A 13,849-nucleotide genomic window follows, 5' to 3' on the forward strand; every position below is an offset into this window, starting at 1 on the left:
GCCTTTCACGTGTGCAAGTGGTGCGTTGGTGTGCTGTTGCCAGCCTGTCAAAAACTGTGTGCTGCAGGAAGGACTCCCGCAAAGGAAGCGAACTAGAAATTGCCTCCGGATGAACCGAAGCCGCCGCCTCCTCCAAAGCCGCCCCCGCCGCCGCCGAAACCGCCGAAACCGCCGCCGCCCCAGCCGCCGCCGCCACCGCCGCCGCGCAGGATGGAATCGATGAGGATGCCGCCGAGGATCGCACCGCCGAGTCCGCTGCCGCCTCCGCCGCGGCCGCCGTACATCCCGCCGCCGCCGCCCCAGCCGCCCATGCCTCCGCCGAAGCCGTCCACGTCCTGCTGGGCCATCTGCGATGCCTGGGCTGCAAGAGCGTTGGCCTGCTGGGCGTATGCGAGTGCGCTGACTGGATCGGAGGACTGCAGGGCAATGGCCTGATCCAGGTTCCGCTCTGCCTCAGCGAGGCGGGTCCGTGCCTCGCTGCCGACTCCGCCGCGGCGGGCACGGATGTAGTCAGAGGTGCCGGCAATCTGGGCCTGGGCAGACATGATGGTGTGCTGCAGGGCATCGCGGGCACGCCGCTCCTGCTCCTGCCGGTCACGAAGGCCCTCAAGCGAGGCGTCCAGCTGCGCGTTGGAGGACTCCAGGCGTCCGAGCAGGTCCACCGGATCGTACTTGCCGCCGCGTGCGGCGGCGACGGCATCCAGAGCCTGCTCGACGCCGGCGATGGGGCCTGCCAGCGCCGGCTGCAAACCGTTCTGGGAGAAGGCGCGGGCCTGGGCCAGATCCTGCCGGGCATCGGCGACGGCGCGGTCGAGCTCGGCGGCTGCGGCGTCCAGCCCGGTTCCGGTCCGGTCGATGGCATCGAGGAGGACGTTGGCCTGGTGCACGCTTTCCTCCGCGGCCCGCACCGCGAGGACAGCAGCAGACGTGTCGCCCTCCTGCAGGCGTTCCTGCGCGGTGTCAGCGGCGTTCTCCACGAACGCCAGCCGCTCACGGGCCTGCTCAATATTGTCCCGAACCTGCACCAGGGCGGAGTCGCTGTACCTCGTGGCCAGCCCGTCCAGGGCGGCCCGGGCGGAATCAAGGCGGGCGGACGTCGTACGGGCGCTGTCCTGGGCCGCGGCCAGGGCAGCCGGAGCGTTCCGTTCGAGCTCCCGCAGGGCATCGAAATCTTCCTTGTGCGCCTGCAGTGAATCATTGACCGCTTCGCACCGGCGGATGATGTCCTTCAGCCAGGCACGCTGCTGTTCCTCGGTGTCCGGGATTTCGTCGTCGAGCTGCTGCTGCATCTTGAAGGACTCACCCATGTGCGCCCTCGCTGCGGCGAGGTCGTCAGTGAAGGTGGAGACGGCGTCGTCACCGTATTGCGCTGCCGCGAACGCGAGCTCCTGCTCGCTGGACTTGATGGCGTCGTCTGCCGCAATCAGCAGGCTGCCGGCCCGCTTGCGGAGTTCGGGAACACTCATGGCATCCAGCGGATCCTGGGGAGCCGTTTCCTCGCGGCTGGCAATCGCGCCCTTCTTGCGGGACCGGCTGCGGACCAGGGCGAAGACGGCAAAGGCGCCAACCAGCACTACGCCGGCGACGATAAACGCCGGGACGAGGCTGCTGCCGCCCCCGGTGGAGACCTCTCCGCTGCCGCCTTCGGCAATGTCCTCGAGCGAAGCCGCAGCGTTGACTGCGGCAGCCGTCCAGTCTTCGGAGCTGATGTTCTGGTTGCCCAGCAGTGGTTCCTGCGCGGCCTGGAGCATGGCGTTGCGCCTGGCTTCGGTGAGGACGGACTGGTCACCGGTGGCAACTTCCATCTTGCGCTCGACTGTGGCGATGCTGAGCAGTGCTTCCTTTGAACCCATGTCCTTGGCGGAAACGACGTCCTGGGTCCATGCGGAGGGATCCGCGGGGTCCGTAAAGCTGTCCACGAAAACCACGTACAGGGTGTACCCGGTACTCTTCTGCACGTCAGTGATGGCCTGCTGGACCTCGGCCGTTCCGCCGCCGAGCGAATCGTTGGTATCCACGACGTATTGGCCTGGTGGGATGGTCACCGGCGGCTCCGCGTGAGCAGCAGACGGTGCGAAGACCGCCAGGGCGCTCAGTGCCAGCACGGCTGCAAACCGCTTCGTCCTCAACCGCATAAATCGTTTCCTTTGTCTGTCCTGTTATGCGGTCTGTCCGCAGCACAGGCGATGGTTCCGGCTCGGGCAGGTATCCGGGTAGCTGGACCGGGCGATATGGCTTTGATTCTATGGGGGCCTTAGCGCACCGTCCACAACGAAACCGTATCCCATGAGCCTGAATGTTTGCCTTGACTGTCCGTGACTATCCTCGGCTGACTTGGGTGGACACGGCAGTGCGGCTCTTCCAGGACCAAACCGGGATACGCCGGCGCGTTCGGGAAATTCCCAGCTGACTTCCAGAAAGCTTGTGCCTCGGTCACAGACTCCCCTGTCATAGTGGATGGGTCGATACTTGTGGGTACAGCGAATTTCGAAAGGACGGCCCATATGAGTGAGCACTATGGGGGCAGCGAAGGCCCGCAGCGGCCGTTGCCTCCCCGTCCGCCGGTACCGCCGTCGTCTTCCGCCGCTTCCGAGGGGAGCCGGGAGTACGCTTCGGCTGACACTACCCGGCTGCCGGCCCCCGGCGGCGCCCACGCTGCCGGCCCGTCCGGCAGTGCAGGCTGGGCAGGCAGCCAGGCCGATCCGGGCCCCGCGCCGCAGGCCGGCGGGGCAGGTAACCCGCAGGGGAATGTGTTCTACGGGCCGCAGCCCAGTGACCCGCCCCGGCAGCCCGGCTACCCGTCGGGCGGGAACTGGGGCGGCAGCGCCGGCGCGCCCGAAACGGGCGGACGGCGCCGTTATGGGACCGGAACGCTTGTCACCGCGATGCTTGTGGCCGGCCTGCTCGGCGGCGGTGTCGCCGTCGCCGCAGACGCCGTGATGGGCAACGGCAACAGGACTGCCGGAACCACCGGACAGTCCCAGACTGTCGTGGTCAATGACCAGGACAACGTCAACGCGATCACGGCCGCGGCGCTCAAGGCTTCACCGAGCGTCGTGACGATCGAGGTCTCGGGATCCGGTTCCTCCGGTTCCGGCTCGGGAATCATCCTGGACGATGAGGGACACATCCTCACGAACACCCACGTGGTGACCCTCGGCGGTACCGTTGCCAGCCCCGCGATTGAGGTGCAGACCGAAGACGGACGGGTGCTTTCAGCCACCGTCGTCGGGACCGATCCGCTCTCCGACCTCGCGGTCATTAAGGTCGATAGCCAAGACCTCACTCCAGCGACCCTCGGGGACTCCGATGACCTGAATGTGGGCGACTCTGTCCTGGCCATCGGCGCGCCCCTGGGCCTGGCCGGAACGGTCACGGACGGCATCGTCTCCACGCTGAACCGCACGATCAGCGTCCAGTCCTCTGCGGCCCCGGAATCGGACACGGACTCTTCCCCCCAGGATGACGGGTTCGGTTTCAGGTTCGCACCGCCGGACGGATCGTCGCAGAACCAAAGTTCAGCGTCCTCCTCGATCTACCTGAACGTGATCCAGACTGATGCCGCGATCAACCACGGAAACTCCGGCGGCGCCCTGGTGAACACGGACGGCGAAGTGATTGGTGTCAACGTGGCCATTGCTTCGGCGTCGTCAACCAGCAGCGGCGAGGACAGCGGAAGCATCGGCGTGGGATTCGCCGTTCCAGCGAGCTACGCACAGCGGGTGGCCGATGAGATCATCGAAAGCGGCTCCGCCACGCATGGCTTCCTGGGCGTTTCCGTCACTCCTGCCACGGGTTCGGGCTCTTCGTCTTCCTTCACCATCGGAGCGCAGATCGCGGATAACCCTGCCGGCGGAACCCCTGCAGCCGAAGCCGGGCTGCAGAAGGGGGACATTGTCACCTCGGTGGACGGCATCCCCATCACCGACGCGCAGTCACTGACGGCTGCCATCCGGATGCAGGCTGCCGGCAGCAAGGTCACCATCGACTACGTCCGTGACGGCCAGCCCGAAAGCGTCGACGTCACGCTCGGCGACTCGGCCGACCAGTAGCCGCACCGCAGACCGTCTCCGGCCCGCCTGCCCAGCGCAGGCGGGCCGGAGCCGTCTGTGCAGGTGCCAACCTGCGCCTGGCCCCAGCGCGGAAACCAAATCCGGTCCGCTGACGTTCGGGTCCGGGGACGGCGTGTGATTAGCTTTAATCTGTCGCCGCCGACGGGCGGGGGATGCCGGAATCCAATCCGGCGGAATCTTCCTACAGGAAAGGCCGGAATGCAGGAGTCAGCCAACGGGCCGCTGAACATTGTTGTTTTGGTGAAACACGTCCCGGACACGCAGTTTGACCGCCGGCTCGCCGGACCGGACCATACCCTGGACCGTTCCGAGAGCATTCTCTCCGAACTGGACGAATACGCCCTCGAAGCTGCGCTTGTGCTGGCCGAGGAACGCGGCGGGGAGAAGGGCGGCAATACCGTCACCGCCGTCACCATGGGACCGGCGGCCGCAGTGAATGCGGTGAAGAAGTCCCTCCAGATCGGTGCCCATAAAGGAGTGCACCTCAGCGATGAAGCCCTCGCGGGCTCCGATGCCGCCGCGACGTCGCTGGCACTTGCCGCCGTCGTGAACTACCTCAGCTCCCAGGCACCGGTTGACCTGGTGATTACCGGGATGGCCTCCACCGACGGAGAAACCTCCCTGGTCCCTGCCCAGCTCGCAGAGCGGCTCGGGTACGCCCAGCTGACTTTCGCGTCCGAGCTCGAAACGGTGGCTTCACCCTCGGGAACGGTGCTGCGCGCCCGCCGGGACGGCGACTCCTATTCGGAGGTCATTGAAGCCCCGCTGCCTGCAGTGGTCTCCGTGACGGACCAGGCCAACGAGCCGCGCTACCCCAATTTCCGCGGCATCATGGCAGCCAAGAAGAAGCCGGTGACCGTTCTCTCGCTGTCCGACGTTGGAGTGGACGCTGCGCAGGCAGGCAAGGACGGAGCCTGGACATCGGTGGCCGCTTCCGCGCCGCGTCCGCCGCGCGGAGCCGGAACCATCATCACTGACGACGGCGACGCCGGCGCCAAGCTGGTGGACTTCCTCGCCTCCCAGAAACTTATCTAGCACCTTCCTTCCGGCGCTGCCGCGCCCGCACCCCAAGGAGAGGCCCCATGGGCTCCGTACTTGTCTTTCTCGATGTCCCGTCCCTTCCGCTGCCCCGGGCGTCCCGGGAACTGCTGGCGATCGCCGCTGCGCTCGGGGAGCCGGCGGTGGCATGCCCCCGCCCGCTGTCCGGGGAAGCTGCCGCTGAGCTGGCGGGCTTCGGAGCAGTCCGTATCTACGAACCCAGCCAGCCGCTGCCGGATGTGCTGGTCGCTGCGAAGGCGGCTTTCCTGGCCGAAGCAGTCCGTGCAGCCTCTCCTGAGGCTGTGCTGCTGGGCAACTCCTTCGAGGACCGCGAAGTAGCCGCACGCACCGGCATCAAGCTGGGCGCCGGCGTTATCACCGATGCCGTTGCCGTGGCACCGGACCTCTCCGTGACGAAGTCCGTGCTGGCGGGCTCCTACACCTCCACCTGCCGGGTGGAATCCGGGGTCCCGATCATTACGGTCAAGGCGAACTCCGTCGAGCCCGCAGAGGCGGGGGCGCCGGGAGTGCCTGAACGGAGCCTGGTCACCGTCCCGGAGACAGGTCCGGCAGCAGTAGTAGTGGAGCGGTCCGAAAAGCGCGTTAGTGGACGGCCGGAGCTGTCCGAGGCCCGCGTAATCGTCGCCGGCGGCCGCGGTATGGACGGCGACTTCAGTCCCGTGGAGGAGCTGGCGGACCTGCTCGGCGGTGCAGTGGGAGCATCCCGTGCCGCTACGGATGCCGGCTGGATCGAGCACTCGGCGCAGGTGGGGCAAACCGGCAAGACCGTTTCTCCCCAGCTGTACATCTCCGCCGGCATTTCGGGCGCCATCCAGCAGAAGGCGGGTATGCAGACCGCGAAGGTGATCGTGGCCGTGAACAAGGATCCTGACGCGCCGGTATTCGAAATCGCCGACTTCGGCATTGTGGGAGACGTTTTCTCGGTGCTGCCGCAGGCCTCCGAGGAGATCCGGAAGCGCCGGGCATGACGGTTTTCCCCGAGGGGACCCGGGTCAACCGGGTCCTCGCCTTCGCCGCGCACCCTGATGACATCGATTTTGGGGCTGCGGGCACCCTGGCGAAGTGGTGCGCGCAGGGAGCCGAGGTTTCCTACTGCATCATGACCGACGGCGGCGCCGGAGGGTTTGACCCAGGGGACCGCGACGGCGTCACTGCGCTGCGCAGCAGCGAACAGCGTGCAGCGGCGGACATCGTGTGCGCAGGCGAGATCCATTTCCTGGGGGAGAAGGACGGTTTCCTGGCCGCGAACCATGAGGTAGTGGGCCGCGTCGTGGAGCTGATCCGCCAGGTCCGTCCCGACGTCGTGCTGGCCATGCACCCGGAACGGAACTGGTTACGGATCCAGGCAAGCCATCCAGACCATCTGGCCTGCGGGGAAATTGTCACGCGCGCCGTCTATCCGGCGGTGGAAAACCCGTTCGCCTACCCTGAACTGGCCGCCCGCGGACTCGAGGCTTTCAAGGTGCCCTGGCTGTGGTTCTACGGCGCGCCGCGGGAGCGGGAAAACCATGCAGTGGACATCACCGCAGAGCTGGACCGCAAGCTCGCCGCCATCCGGGTGCATGCCAGCCAGCACCCGGATCTTGAGGGGATGGACCGGTCGGTCCGCGGATTCCTGCAGGAGAATGCGCAGCGGCACTCCCTGCCGGCGGGAACCAGCGCCGAAGTCTTCCATGTGGTGGGAGTGAACACTCCCGCCACAATCGCCGGTTTCTAAGGCTTGACCGCGGTCACGACCAGCGTGTCCGCGTTCAGGGTGTAATCCTCGCCAAGCTCGGCCAGGAACGCTTCCTTGACCTTTTCTGTTGCTGCCGGGTCTTCGGGCAGCAACAGGCGCAGGGCGCTGCCAAGGACCACTGACCAGGCCAGTTCCGGGTTTAGTTGGACCGGAGCTGGCGTGTGTACTGCCTCAACCTGCTCCAAGCCCAGTCCCTGGAGCCACGCCGTGGCCTTCTCAGGGGTGTTGATCGCGTACATGTTGTCCCGGGCACCCGTGGTGGCCGGGGCACCCTCGCCGGCAACAGCCACGCAGTGCCGGTAGAGCATGCTGGAGAATTCCGTGAGCGACCCGTCAGCCCAGGTAGTCAGTGCCAGCCTTCCGCCGCTGCGCAGGAGCGAAACGAGGTGCCGGACACCGGCATCCATGTCAGGCAGGAAAAATACGGCATAGCCGCAGAGCACGACGTCGTACTGAGTGTCCGGCTGCCAGGCCAGGATGTCGGAGCGGTGGAAAGCGGCGTTGTCCAGCGAGAGGGTCCCGGCCTTCCGGCGCGCGACGTCCAGCAGGTCTGCGGAGATGTCCACTCCGTCGACTGCCCCGTCGGGGCCCGCGCTCTGCGCCGCCGGGATGGTGATCGCCCCGCCCCCGCAGCACGCATCAAGGATCTGCTCGCCGAGGTGGACGTCGGCAGCCGCGACCAGAGCGTTGCCCATGGGGTTCCACAGCGACGGTGCGAGGCGTTCGAAATCCGCGGCACCGGCATCAAAGGCGGATTCAAGGGGATGCTGCTCGGGCATAGGGGATCCTTTGGTTTAGAGCCGGGCACCTGCGAAGCCGTGCTGGCGCCAGGCTTCGTAGACAGCGATGGACGCGGAGTTCGCCAGGTTCAGCGACCGCAGGGAGGGGAGCATGGGCAGACGGACCCGTGCCGTGACATGCGGATCATTCTTGACGTCCTCGGGGAGGCCGACGGATTCGCGGCCAAAGAGGAGGACATCGCCGGGCTGGTAGGCAATGTCCGTGTAGCTCGTGTCACCGTCTGAGGTAAAGGCGAAGACCCGTTCCGGGGCCAGCGCTTTCCACGCTGCTTCCAGGTCCGGGTGGACGTGCAGGACGGCCAGGTCGTGGTAGTCCAGCCCGGCGCGGCGCAGCTTGGAGTCTTCAAGCTCAAAGCCGAGCGGCTCCACGAGGTGCAGCTCGGCACCGGTAATCGCCGCAAGGCGGATCGCATTGCCGGTATTGCCCGGGATTTCAGGATTGTGGAAGAGGATGCGGAACACGTCTTTATCCTATGCCCGCATCAGGGCTGGGCTGACGCATCGATCAGCGCACCCAGCGCCGGGAGCAGGACGGTGTTGGGCTGCGGGCCGGTGCTGAAGAAGCGGCGCAGGTCCCTCAGCAGGGTTCCGGGGTTCACGACGTCGATCGGCGCGGAGGCGGGCAGGTTCGGCGGCGAGTCGATGATCGGTTCAAAGGGATTGCCGTTGGGGCTGTGCAGCACCAGCCAACCCGAGACCAGCTGGTCGGGGAACCTCTCCTGCAGGGTGCTGACCGCGTCCGCGAGCCGCAGTGAACCGACAGCGTGCCCGCGGTGGCGCAGCTGCACACCATCCCAGTAGTAGGCGCCCGGGGACGAGAGCAGCGAATCGATCACGGCCATCCGGTAGCCGCCCAGCAGTACGTGGCCAATGTCCAGCGATCCTCCGCGCGGACCGGAATCCGGGATGTGCAGGCTGTTCACCAGGCGGCCTGCCGGATAATCGGGAAGCAGGGAGTTCGCCAGCAGCCCGATGGTCAGGTTCTCGGCGTCGAACCGGGCTCCGGCGGAGGAGCCCAGGCGCTTGAAGAGCCCCGGACGCACCGGTTCGCCGTTGACCTGCCGGCCGATCATGGCCAGCGGAATGGCCGGCGGATTCTGCGGGGAGAAGTCCGGCACGAAAACCGGGGATTTGCCGAAGTCCGGATTCGGCGCCGGGCGGCCGGAAGCGGCGGCTGCACCTGAGGCTGCCGGGCGTACCGGGGAACTTCCGGAGGGAACTCCCGCTGTTCCGCCGCGGCCCAGGCGGAGGTCATAGGCGCTGCGCTGCTCCGGATCGGAAAGGACCTGGTAGGCCTCCGAGACCAGATGGAAACGCTCGCTGCTTCCGCCGTGGTCGGGGTGCGTGTCCCGCGCAGCACGCCGGTACGCAGACTTGATCTGCTCGGCGGTGGCCGACTGCGTGAGTCCCAGAACCTCATACAGCGTTTGGGCTGGGGGAGTCACTGCTGTTCCTTTCGGTAGCACGCCGGCGCCGCTGCGGACCGGATGGTCCTCGGCTGTTCGACTTCCTGCCGCTGGTGCCTGATACCTATAACGCTGCAGTGGCCGATTCGGTTCGCTGCCCAGCGGAGAACCAATTCTAGCCCGTGGCCGGGGAACAACCCGCTAGAATTGTCTGGTGCCCGTGTACCTTGACCACGCGGCGACCACGCCGATCTCGGCTTCGGCCCTCGCCGCACTCACCACTGAACTGAGCCGCAGCGGCAATCCATCTTCGCTGCACGGCTCCGGCAGGCGCGCCCGGATGGTGGTCGAGGACTCGCGGGAAACCCTGGCCGCGGCGCTGGGCTGCCATCCTTCGGAAGTTATTTTTACCTCCGGAGGAACCGAGGCAGACAACCTCGCCGTAAAGGGGCTGTACTGGTCCCGCCGGGATGCCGACCCGAAACGCACCCGGATTCTGTGCTCCCCGGTGGAACACCACGCCGTCCTGGACACGGTGGAATGGCTGGAAAAGCATGAGGGTGCCACCGTTACCTGGCTTCCGGTGGATTCCGAGGGCGTTGTTCCGCTGGAGGCAGTGCGGCAGGAACTGGAGGCGCATGCCGGGGAGACCGCGCTCCTGACCGTCATGTGGGCCAACAACGAAGTAGGGACTCTCCAGGACATTCCGGCCCTGGTGGAACTCGCCCACACCTACGGCGTTCCGGTGCATTCGGACGCCGTACAGGCCTTCGGGGCCGTACCCGTGGACTTCCGGGACTCCGGACTGGACACCATGGCTGTCAGCGGGCACAAGATCGGCGGTCCCGTTGGCGTGGGGGCCCTGGTCGTCGGCCGGGCCGTGAAGCTCACACCGGTGCTGCATGGCGGCGGGCAGGAACGCGACATCCGGTCCGGAACACTCGATAAACCCGGCATCGCGGCATTTGCCGCTGCCGCGCGTGACGCCACCGAGAACCTCGGTGAGGAAAGCCGGCGGCTGCGCACGCTGCGCAACTACCTGATCAGCGCCGTCGAACGCGTGGTGCCCGACGCCGTCCTGCGCGGAGCGCGCGACGACGAGGAAGGCACCCGCCGCCTGCCGGGAAACGCCCATTTCACCTTCCCGGGCTGCGAGGGGGATTCGCTGCTTTTCCTTCTCGACCTGGCTGGCGTAGAGTCGTCCACCGGTTCGGCCTGCACTGCAGGCGTTCCCCGGCCTTCGCACGTACTGCTGGCCATGGGACTCACCGAGGCCGAGGCCAGGGGAGCCCAGCGTTTCAGCCTGGGGCATACATCCACGGCCGAGGACGTTGACGCCTTGATAGACGCGCTGCCCGAGGCCTATGAACGGGCCAAGAAGGCCGGCATGGCCGGCAGCGAAAGCAGCATCCGAACAGCAGGGACAGGTTTTTCTTCATGAAGGTTTTGGCAGCAATGAGCGGCGGCGTCGATTCCGCCGTGGCCGCAGCACGGGCAGTGGAGGCAGGACACGACGTCGTCGGGGTCCACCTGGCACTCTCCCGCATGCCCGGGACGCTGCGTACCGGCAGCCGGGGCTGCTGCACCATCGAGGACTCCCGCGATGCCTGGCGTGCGTGCGACATCCTGGGTATTCCTTACTACGTCTGGGACTTCTCCGAGCGGTTCAAGGAAGACGTGGTGGATGACTTCGTCGCCGAATACGCCGCCGGGCGCACCCCCAATCCGTGCATGCGCTGCAACGAGCGGATCAAGTTCGCCGCGCTGCTGGAGAAGGCGCTCGCACTCGGGTTCGACGCCGTATGCACCGGACACTATGCCAAGGTCATCACCGACGCCGACGGCAATCCGGAACTGCACCGGGCCGCAGACTGGGCCAAGGACCAGTCCTACGTCCTGGGCGTGCTGACCCATGAACAGCTCAAGCACGCGATGTTCCCGCTGGCCGACACTCCGTCCAAGGCCGAGGTCCGGGCAGAGGCGGAGCGCCGTGGACTCTCCGTCGCCAACAAGCCGGACAGCCACGACATCTGCTTCATTCCCGACGGCGACACCCGCGGCTGGCTCGAGGAACGCATCGACATGAGCGAGGGAGAGATCGTCGATCCCTCCGGCGAAACCCTCGGCACACACCCGGGCGCCAACGCGTTTACTGTCGGCCAGCGCAAGGGACTGAAGCTGGGACGTCCCGCTGCGGACGGTAAGCCGCGTTTCGTACTGGAGATCCGGCCCAAGGAGAACAAGGTTATCGTGGGTCCGGAAAAGCTCCTGGACATCGACCAGATGCGCGGCATCAAGGTCTCCTGGGCCGGCCTGCCGATCCGGGAAGTCGAAACCGGCGAAGTCTTCGAATGCACTGCCCAGGTCCGGGCACACGGGGATCCCGTGCCCGCGACTGCCTGGATGGAGACCGGCCCGGAGGGCCGCAGCGAACTGGTGGTCCGGCTGAACGAGCCAATGCGCGGCGTCGCGCCCGGACAGACGGTAGTCATTTACCAGGGCACCCGGGTCCTGGGCCAGGCGACCATCGATTCTGCCCGCTCGCTGGAATGGGATCCAACCGCAGTCTCCTGAGAGGTGTCCCGAACGCCCCCGGCGTAACCTGGAATCGAGTCCCGGCGGCTGGACCTAAACTGGTGGAATGAGTACTGCACCAGCCGATGATTTCGACCCCAAAGCCAGCTCCCTTTCCGGAAAAGTGGCGGATGAGGTCATGGCCGAACTGCTCGCTATGCGCAGCAGCATAGACAACATCGATGCCACGCTGGTCTATCTGCTGGCCGAGCGATTCAAGGCGACCCAGCGGGTGGGGCACCTCAAGGCCGAACACCACCTTCCTCCCGCCGACCCGGGACGCGAAGTCGCGCAGATCGCCCGGCTGCGCCGCCTGGCTGAAGACGCCCATCTGGATCCTGCCTTCGCGGAAAAATTCCTGAACTTCATCATCAGTGAAGTCATCCGCCACCATCAGGCAATTTCCGAGACCCGCAACGGCGGAAGCAATGCAGCCGGAGCCTGAGCGCGAGGCGGTGTCCGCTCCTGAACCGTCAGGGGTCACCGCGACCGCTGCCGGCTCCTGGCCGGGCAGCGACCCGGTGGAGGCAGCCAAAACCATCCGCGGGGAACTCGGGAATCCCCACCTTCCGTTCCTCGTCGAGCTGCCCCAGCGCGGTATCGGTGCCGATGCGGCCGGCCGAACCGCCTCAATGCTCGTTGACCTGCCCGTTGACCTGCAGCCGCACGGCTGGCGGCTGGTGGACCGTCCGGGAATGGACCAGCGGCGGGCGGTTTCGCTGCTCTCACGTGACATCAACGCGCTGGCCGACGTTATCGGCGAAGAGGACGACCCCGGCCGAGAACTGAAGGTCTCTCTCCGGGGACCCCTGACGCTGGCCTCGGAGCTGTACCTGCACAACGGGGAACGCGCGTTGTCCGACGCCGGAGCCCGCCGGGAGCTGGCAGAGTCGCTGTCCGCAGGGGCAGCCGGTTTCGTGGAACGGGTTGCGGCCGTGTCCCGCGGCGCGTCACTGGTGGTCCAGCTGGACGAACCGGCTGTGGACAAGATCCTTGGCGGGAGGATCCCGACCGCCAGCGGTTACCGGACGCTTCGCCGGGTACCCAACCAGGAGGCATCGATTCTGTGGGCCATGGTGCGGGACGCGCTCTCGGAGGCCGGTGCGGCGCAGGTCATCCTGAACCTGCCTGCCGCCGGGCACGGCAGCCCGGCATCGGGGCTGGACCTGGCACTCGGGGCTGGAGCCGACGGCGTGGCCCTGCCGCTGCGGCGCCTGACGGACAGGGACTGGGAAGGCATAGCCGAAGCCGTTGAAGCCGGAAAGCAGATCTGGCTCGGTGCGCTCCCGCTGCCGGCTCCGGGCGCCGAACCCAGGCAGGTCACGGCACTGGTGGAGGACATTACGCGCGGCTGGACCCGGGTGGGCCTGCCGCTGCGCGATCTTGCCGCCCTTCGGATCATGCCGGACGGCGAGCTGGCAGAGCTGGCTCCGCCGGCGGCACGGCGGGTGCTGGAACGTCTGACCCAGACTGCCTCGGCCCTGGACCAGCTGGCGGCGGAAAGCTAAGCCGCCTAGAGCCGTCTCTCCCACTTTTCCGGTTCCACGTCCGGCGGCAGCACGCCGTCGAACTCCCGGTACCCGTAGGTAAAGCTGCCGTCGTAGACAAAGACGGTGCCGAGCTGCCGCTGCCGGACCAGCGTGCGGATCCGGAAACGGCCTAAGTCCTCGTCCCACCACTGCTCAGCGTGGGCATCCGCGCCCGCCAGCACCGGCACGGGGATGCGCAGGCGTCCGAGGAACAGCCTGGTATGCGGGGAATGCATGTGGATCCTGCCGTCCCCGGAGACGGCCAGGGTCAGGTCGGTGGCGAGGTTCCGGCGCCGCCCGACATAGTCCGTGAGGCCGGCAGGGGAGGTCAGCGACGTGGTGTCCTCAAAGATGCGTTCTCCGCTGTCGAAGCGGAAGCTGCGCACAGCGGTCAGCGACGAGCGGCCGAACGGGTCGCGGTGGGCATAGTTGCGGATGGTGAACGGAACATCCCGGCCGAAATCCGGAAAGAACGCGTTCCTCACCGGCAGGGCTGAGAGGAACGGCCGCAGCGCCGGGCGCGGACTGCCGGCGAACTCGAACGTCCCAATCCCCAGCCCATAGCGTCCCTCATCCGGCTGTAGCGAGAAATAGTCCTGCAGCTGCGGCTGGAGCTTGTCGAATTCTGCGCCGAGCGCACGGCGGTACAGGGACCCTTCGCTCATGCCTC

13 protein-coding genes are annotated in these 13,849 nt (G+C 66.9%); 8 read left to right on the plus strand and 5 right to left on the minus strand.

What is annotated here, in order from left to right; translation table 11 throughout:
• Nucleotides 1–92 precede the first annotated feature (92 nt).
• A complete protein-coding gene (locus LOC59_RS04070) occupies nt 93–2,135 on the minus strand; it encodes a TPM domain-containing protein (protein ID WP_229970668.1) in 2,043 nt (680 codons plus the stop codon).
• Between the two features lie 369 nt (nt 2,136–2,504).
• Here LOC59_RS04070 and LOC59_RS04075 point away from each other — a divergent pair, with 369 nt between their 5' ends.
• The 4 genes from LOC59_RS04075 to LOC59_RS04090 all read left to right on the plus strand — a co-directional run bounded on the left by LOC59_RS04075 (nt 2,505) and on the right by LOC59_RS04090 (nt 6,849).
• Complete coding sequence (locus tag LOC59_RS04075) at nt 2,505–4,052, plus strand: trypsin-like peptidase domain-containing protein (protein ID WP_229970678.1); 1,548 nt, start codon at nt 2,505–2,507, stop codon at nt 4,050–4,052.
• Nucleotides 4,053–4,271: 219 nt separating this feature from the next.
• A complete protein-coding gene (locus tag LOC59_RS04080) occupies nt 4,272–5,108 on the plus strand; it encodes an electron transfer flavoprotein subunit beta/FixA family protein (RefSeq protein ID WP_227894471.1) in 837 nt (278 codons plus the stop codon).
• A gap of 47 nt (nt 5,109–5,155) precedes the next feature.
• Nucleotides 5,156–6,100 carry an electron transfer flavoprotein subunit alpha/FixB family protein gene (locus LOC59_RS04085; protein ID WP_227894472.1) on the plus strand — a complete coding sequence of 315 codons (945 nt, stop codon included), beginning with the start codon at nt 5,156–5,158 and terminating at the stop codon, nt 6,098–6,100.
• Entirely contained in the window at nt 6,097–6,849 is a 753-nt protein-coding gene (locus tag LOC59_RS04090; RefSeq protein WP_229970680.1) for a PIG-L deacetylase family protein, read from the plus strand. Before LOC59_RS04085 ends, LOC59_RS04090 begins: the two co-directional genes overlap by 4 nt.
• Here LOC59_RS04090 and LOC59_RS04095 read toward each other — a convergent pair.
• The 3 genes from LOC59_RS04095 to LOC59_RS04105 are packed head-to-tail and all read right to left on the minus strand — an operon-like array spanning nt 6,846 to nt 9,115.
• The gene (locus LOC59_RS04095) at nt 6,846–7,649 is read right to left on the minus strand and encodes a class I SAM-dependent methyltransferase (protein ID WP_229970681.1); all 804 of its coding nucleotides are present in this window, start codon (nt 7,647–7,649) and stop codon (nt 6,846–6,848) included. The two genes, LOC59_RS04090 and LOC59_RS04095, sit on opposite strands and share 4 nt — an antisense overlap.
• Nucleotides 7,650–7,664: 15 nt before the next feature.
• Nucleotides 7,665–8,132, minus strand: a complete 468-nt coding sequence (locus tag LOC59_RS04100) for a tRNA (cytidine(34)-2'-O)-methyltransferase (RefSeq protein WP_227894475.1) — start codon at nt 8,130–8,132, stop codon at nt 7,665–7,667.
• Between the two features lie 20 nt (nt 8,133–8,152).
• A complete protein-coding gene (locus LOC59_RS04105; RefSeq protein WP_227894476.1) occupies nt 8,153–9,115 on the minus strand; it encodes a J domain-containing protein in 963 nt (320 codons plus the stop codon).
• Nucleotides 9,116–9,290: 175 nt separating this feature from the next.
• Between LOC59_RS04105 and LOC59_RS04110 the strand changes: the two genes are divergently transcribed.
• The 4 genes from LOC59_RS04110 to LOC59_RS04125 all read left to right on the plus strand — a co-directional run bounded on the left by LOC59_RS04110 (nt 9,291) and on the right by LOC59_RS04125 (nt 13,158).
• Nucleotides 9,291–10,517, plus strand: coding sequence for a cysteine desulfurase family protein (locus LOC59_RS04110; RefSeq protein ID WP_229970683.1), 1,227 nt, complete (start codon nt 9,291–9,293; stop codon nt 10,515–10,517).
• Nucleotides 10,514–11,650, plus strand: a complete 1,137-nt coding sequence (gene mnmA / locus LOC59_RS04115; protein WP_227894478.1) for a tRNA 2-thiouridine(34) synthase MnmA — start codon at nt 10,514–10,516, stop codon at nt 11,648–11,650. The genes LOC59_RS04110 and mnmA overlap by 4 nt, the downstream gene beginning before the upstream one ends.
• Nucleotides 11,651–11,717: 67 nt before the next feature.
• Nucleotides 11,718–12,095, plus strand: a complete 378-nt coding sequence (locus LOC59_RS04120) for a chorismate mutase (RefSeq protein WP_227894479.1) — start codon at nt 11,718–11,720, stop codon at nt 12,093–12,095.
• Nucleotides 12,079–13,158, plus strand: coding sequence for a hypothetical protein (locus LOC59_RS04125; protein WP_227894480.1), 1,080 nt, complete (start codon nt 12,079–12,081; stop codon nt 13,156–13,158). The genes LOC59_RS04120 and LOC59_RS04125 overlap by 17 nt, the downstream gene beginning before the upstream one ends.
• A 5-nt stretch (nt 13,159–13,163) precedes the next feature.
• On the opposite strand, the gene LOC59_RS04130 is transcribed toward LOC59_RS04125, so the two are convergent.
• Nucleotides 13,164–13,844, minus strand: coding sequence for a DUF4166 domain-containing protein (locus LOC59_RS04130; protein ID WP_229970685.1), 681 nt, complete (start codon nt 13,842–13,844; stop codon nt 13,164–13,166).
• Nucleotides 13,845–13,849: the final 5 nt, after the last annotated feature.

It is taken from the genome of Arthrobacter sp. zg-Y916, assembly GCF_020907385.1.
Lineage (GTDB): Bacteria > Actinomycetota > Actinomycetes > Actinomycetales > Micrococcaceae > Arthrobacter_B > Arthrobacter_B caoxuetaonis.

Bases quoted from the DNA above. Each gene is read 5' to 3' on its own strand.
- LOC59_RS04075 (WP_229970678.1), top strand. From the start codon at position 2,505: ATGAGTGAGCACTATGGGGGCAGCGAAGGCCCGCAGCGGCCGTTGCCT.
- LOC59_RS04125 (WP_227894480.1), top strand. From the start codon at position 12,079: ATGCAGCCGGAGCCTGAGCGCGAGGCGGTGTCCGCTCCTGAACCGTCA.
- LOC59_RS04070 (WP_229970668.1), bottom strand. From the start codon at position 2,135: ATGCGGTTGAGGACGAAGCGGTTTGCAGCCGTGCTGGCACTGAGCGCC.
- LOC59_RS04080 (WP_227894471.1), top strand. From the start codon at position 4,272: ATGCAGGAGTCAGCCAACGGGCCGCTGAACATTGTTGTTTTGGTGAAA.
- LOC59_RS04120 (WP_227894479.1), top strand. From the start codon at position 11,718: ATGAGTACTGCACCAGCCGATGATTTCGACCCCAAAGCCAGCTCCCTT.
- mnmA (WP_227894478.1), top strand. From the start codon at position 10,514: ATGAAGGTTTTGGCAGCAATGAGCGGCGGCGTCGATTCCGCCGTGGCC.
- LOC59_RS04130 (WP_229970685.1), bottom strand. From the start codon at position 13,844: ATGAGCGAAGGGTCCCTGTACCGCCGTGCGCTCGGCGCAGAATTCGAC.
- LOC59_RS04090 (WP_229970680.1), top strand. From the start codon at position 6,097: ATGACGGTTTTCCCCGAGGGGACCCGGGTCAACCGGGTCCTCGCCTTC.
- LOC59_RS04095 (WP_229970681.1), bottom strand. From the start codon at position 7,649: ATGCCCGAGCAGCATCCCCTTGAATCCGCCTTTGATGCCGGTGCCGCG.
- LOC59_RS04085 (WP_227894472.1), top strand. From the start codon at position 5,156: ATGGGCTCCGTACTTGTCTTTCTCGATGTCCCGTCCCTTCCGCTGCCC.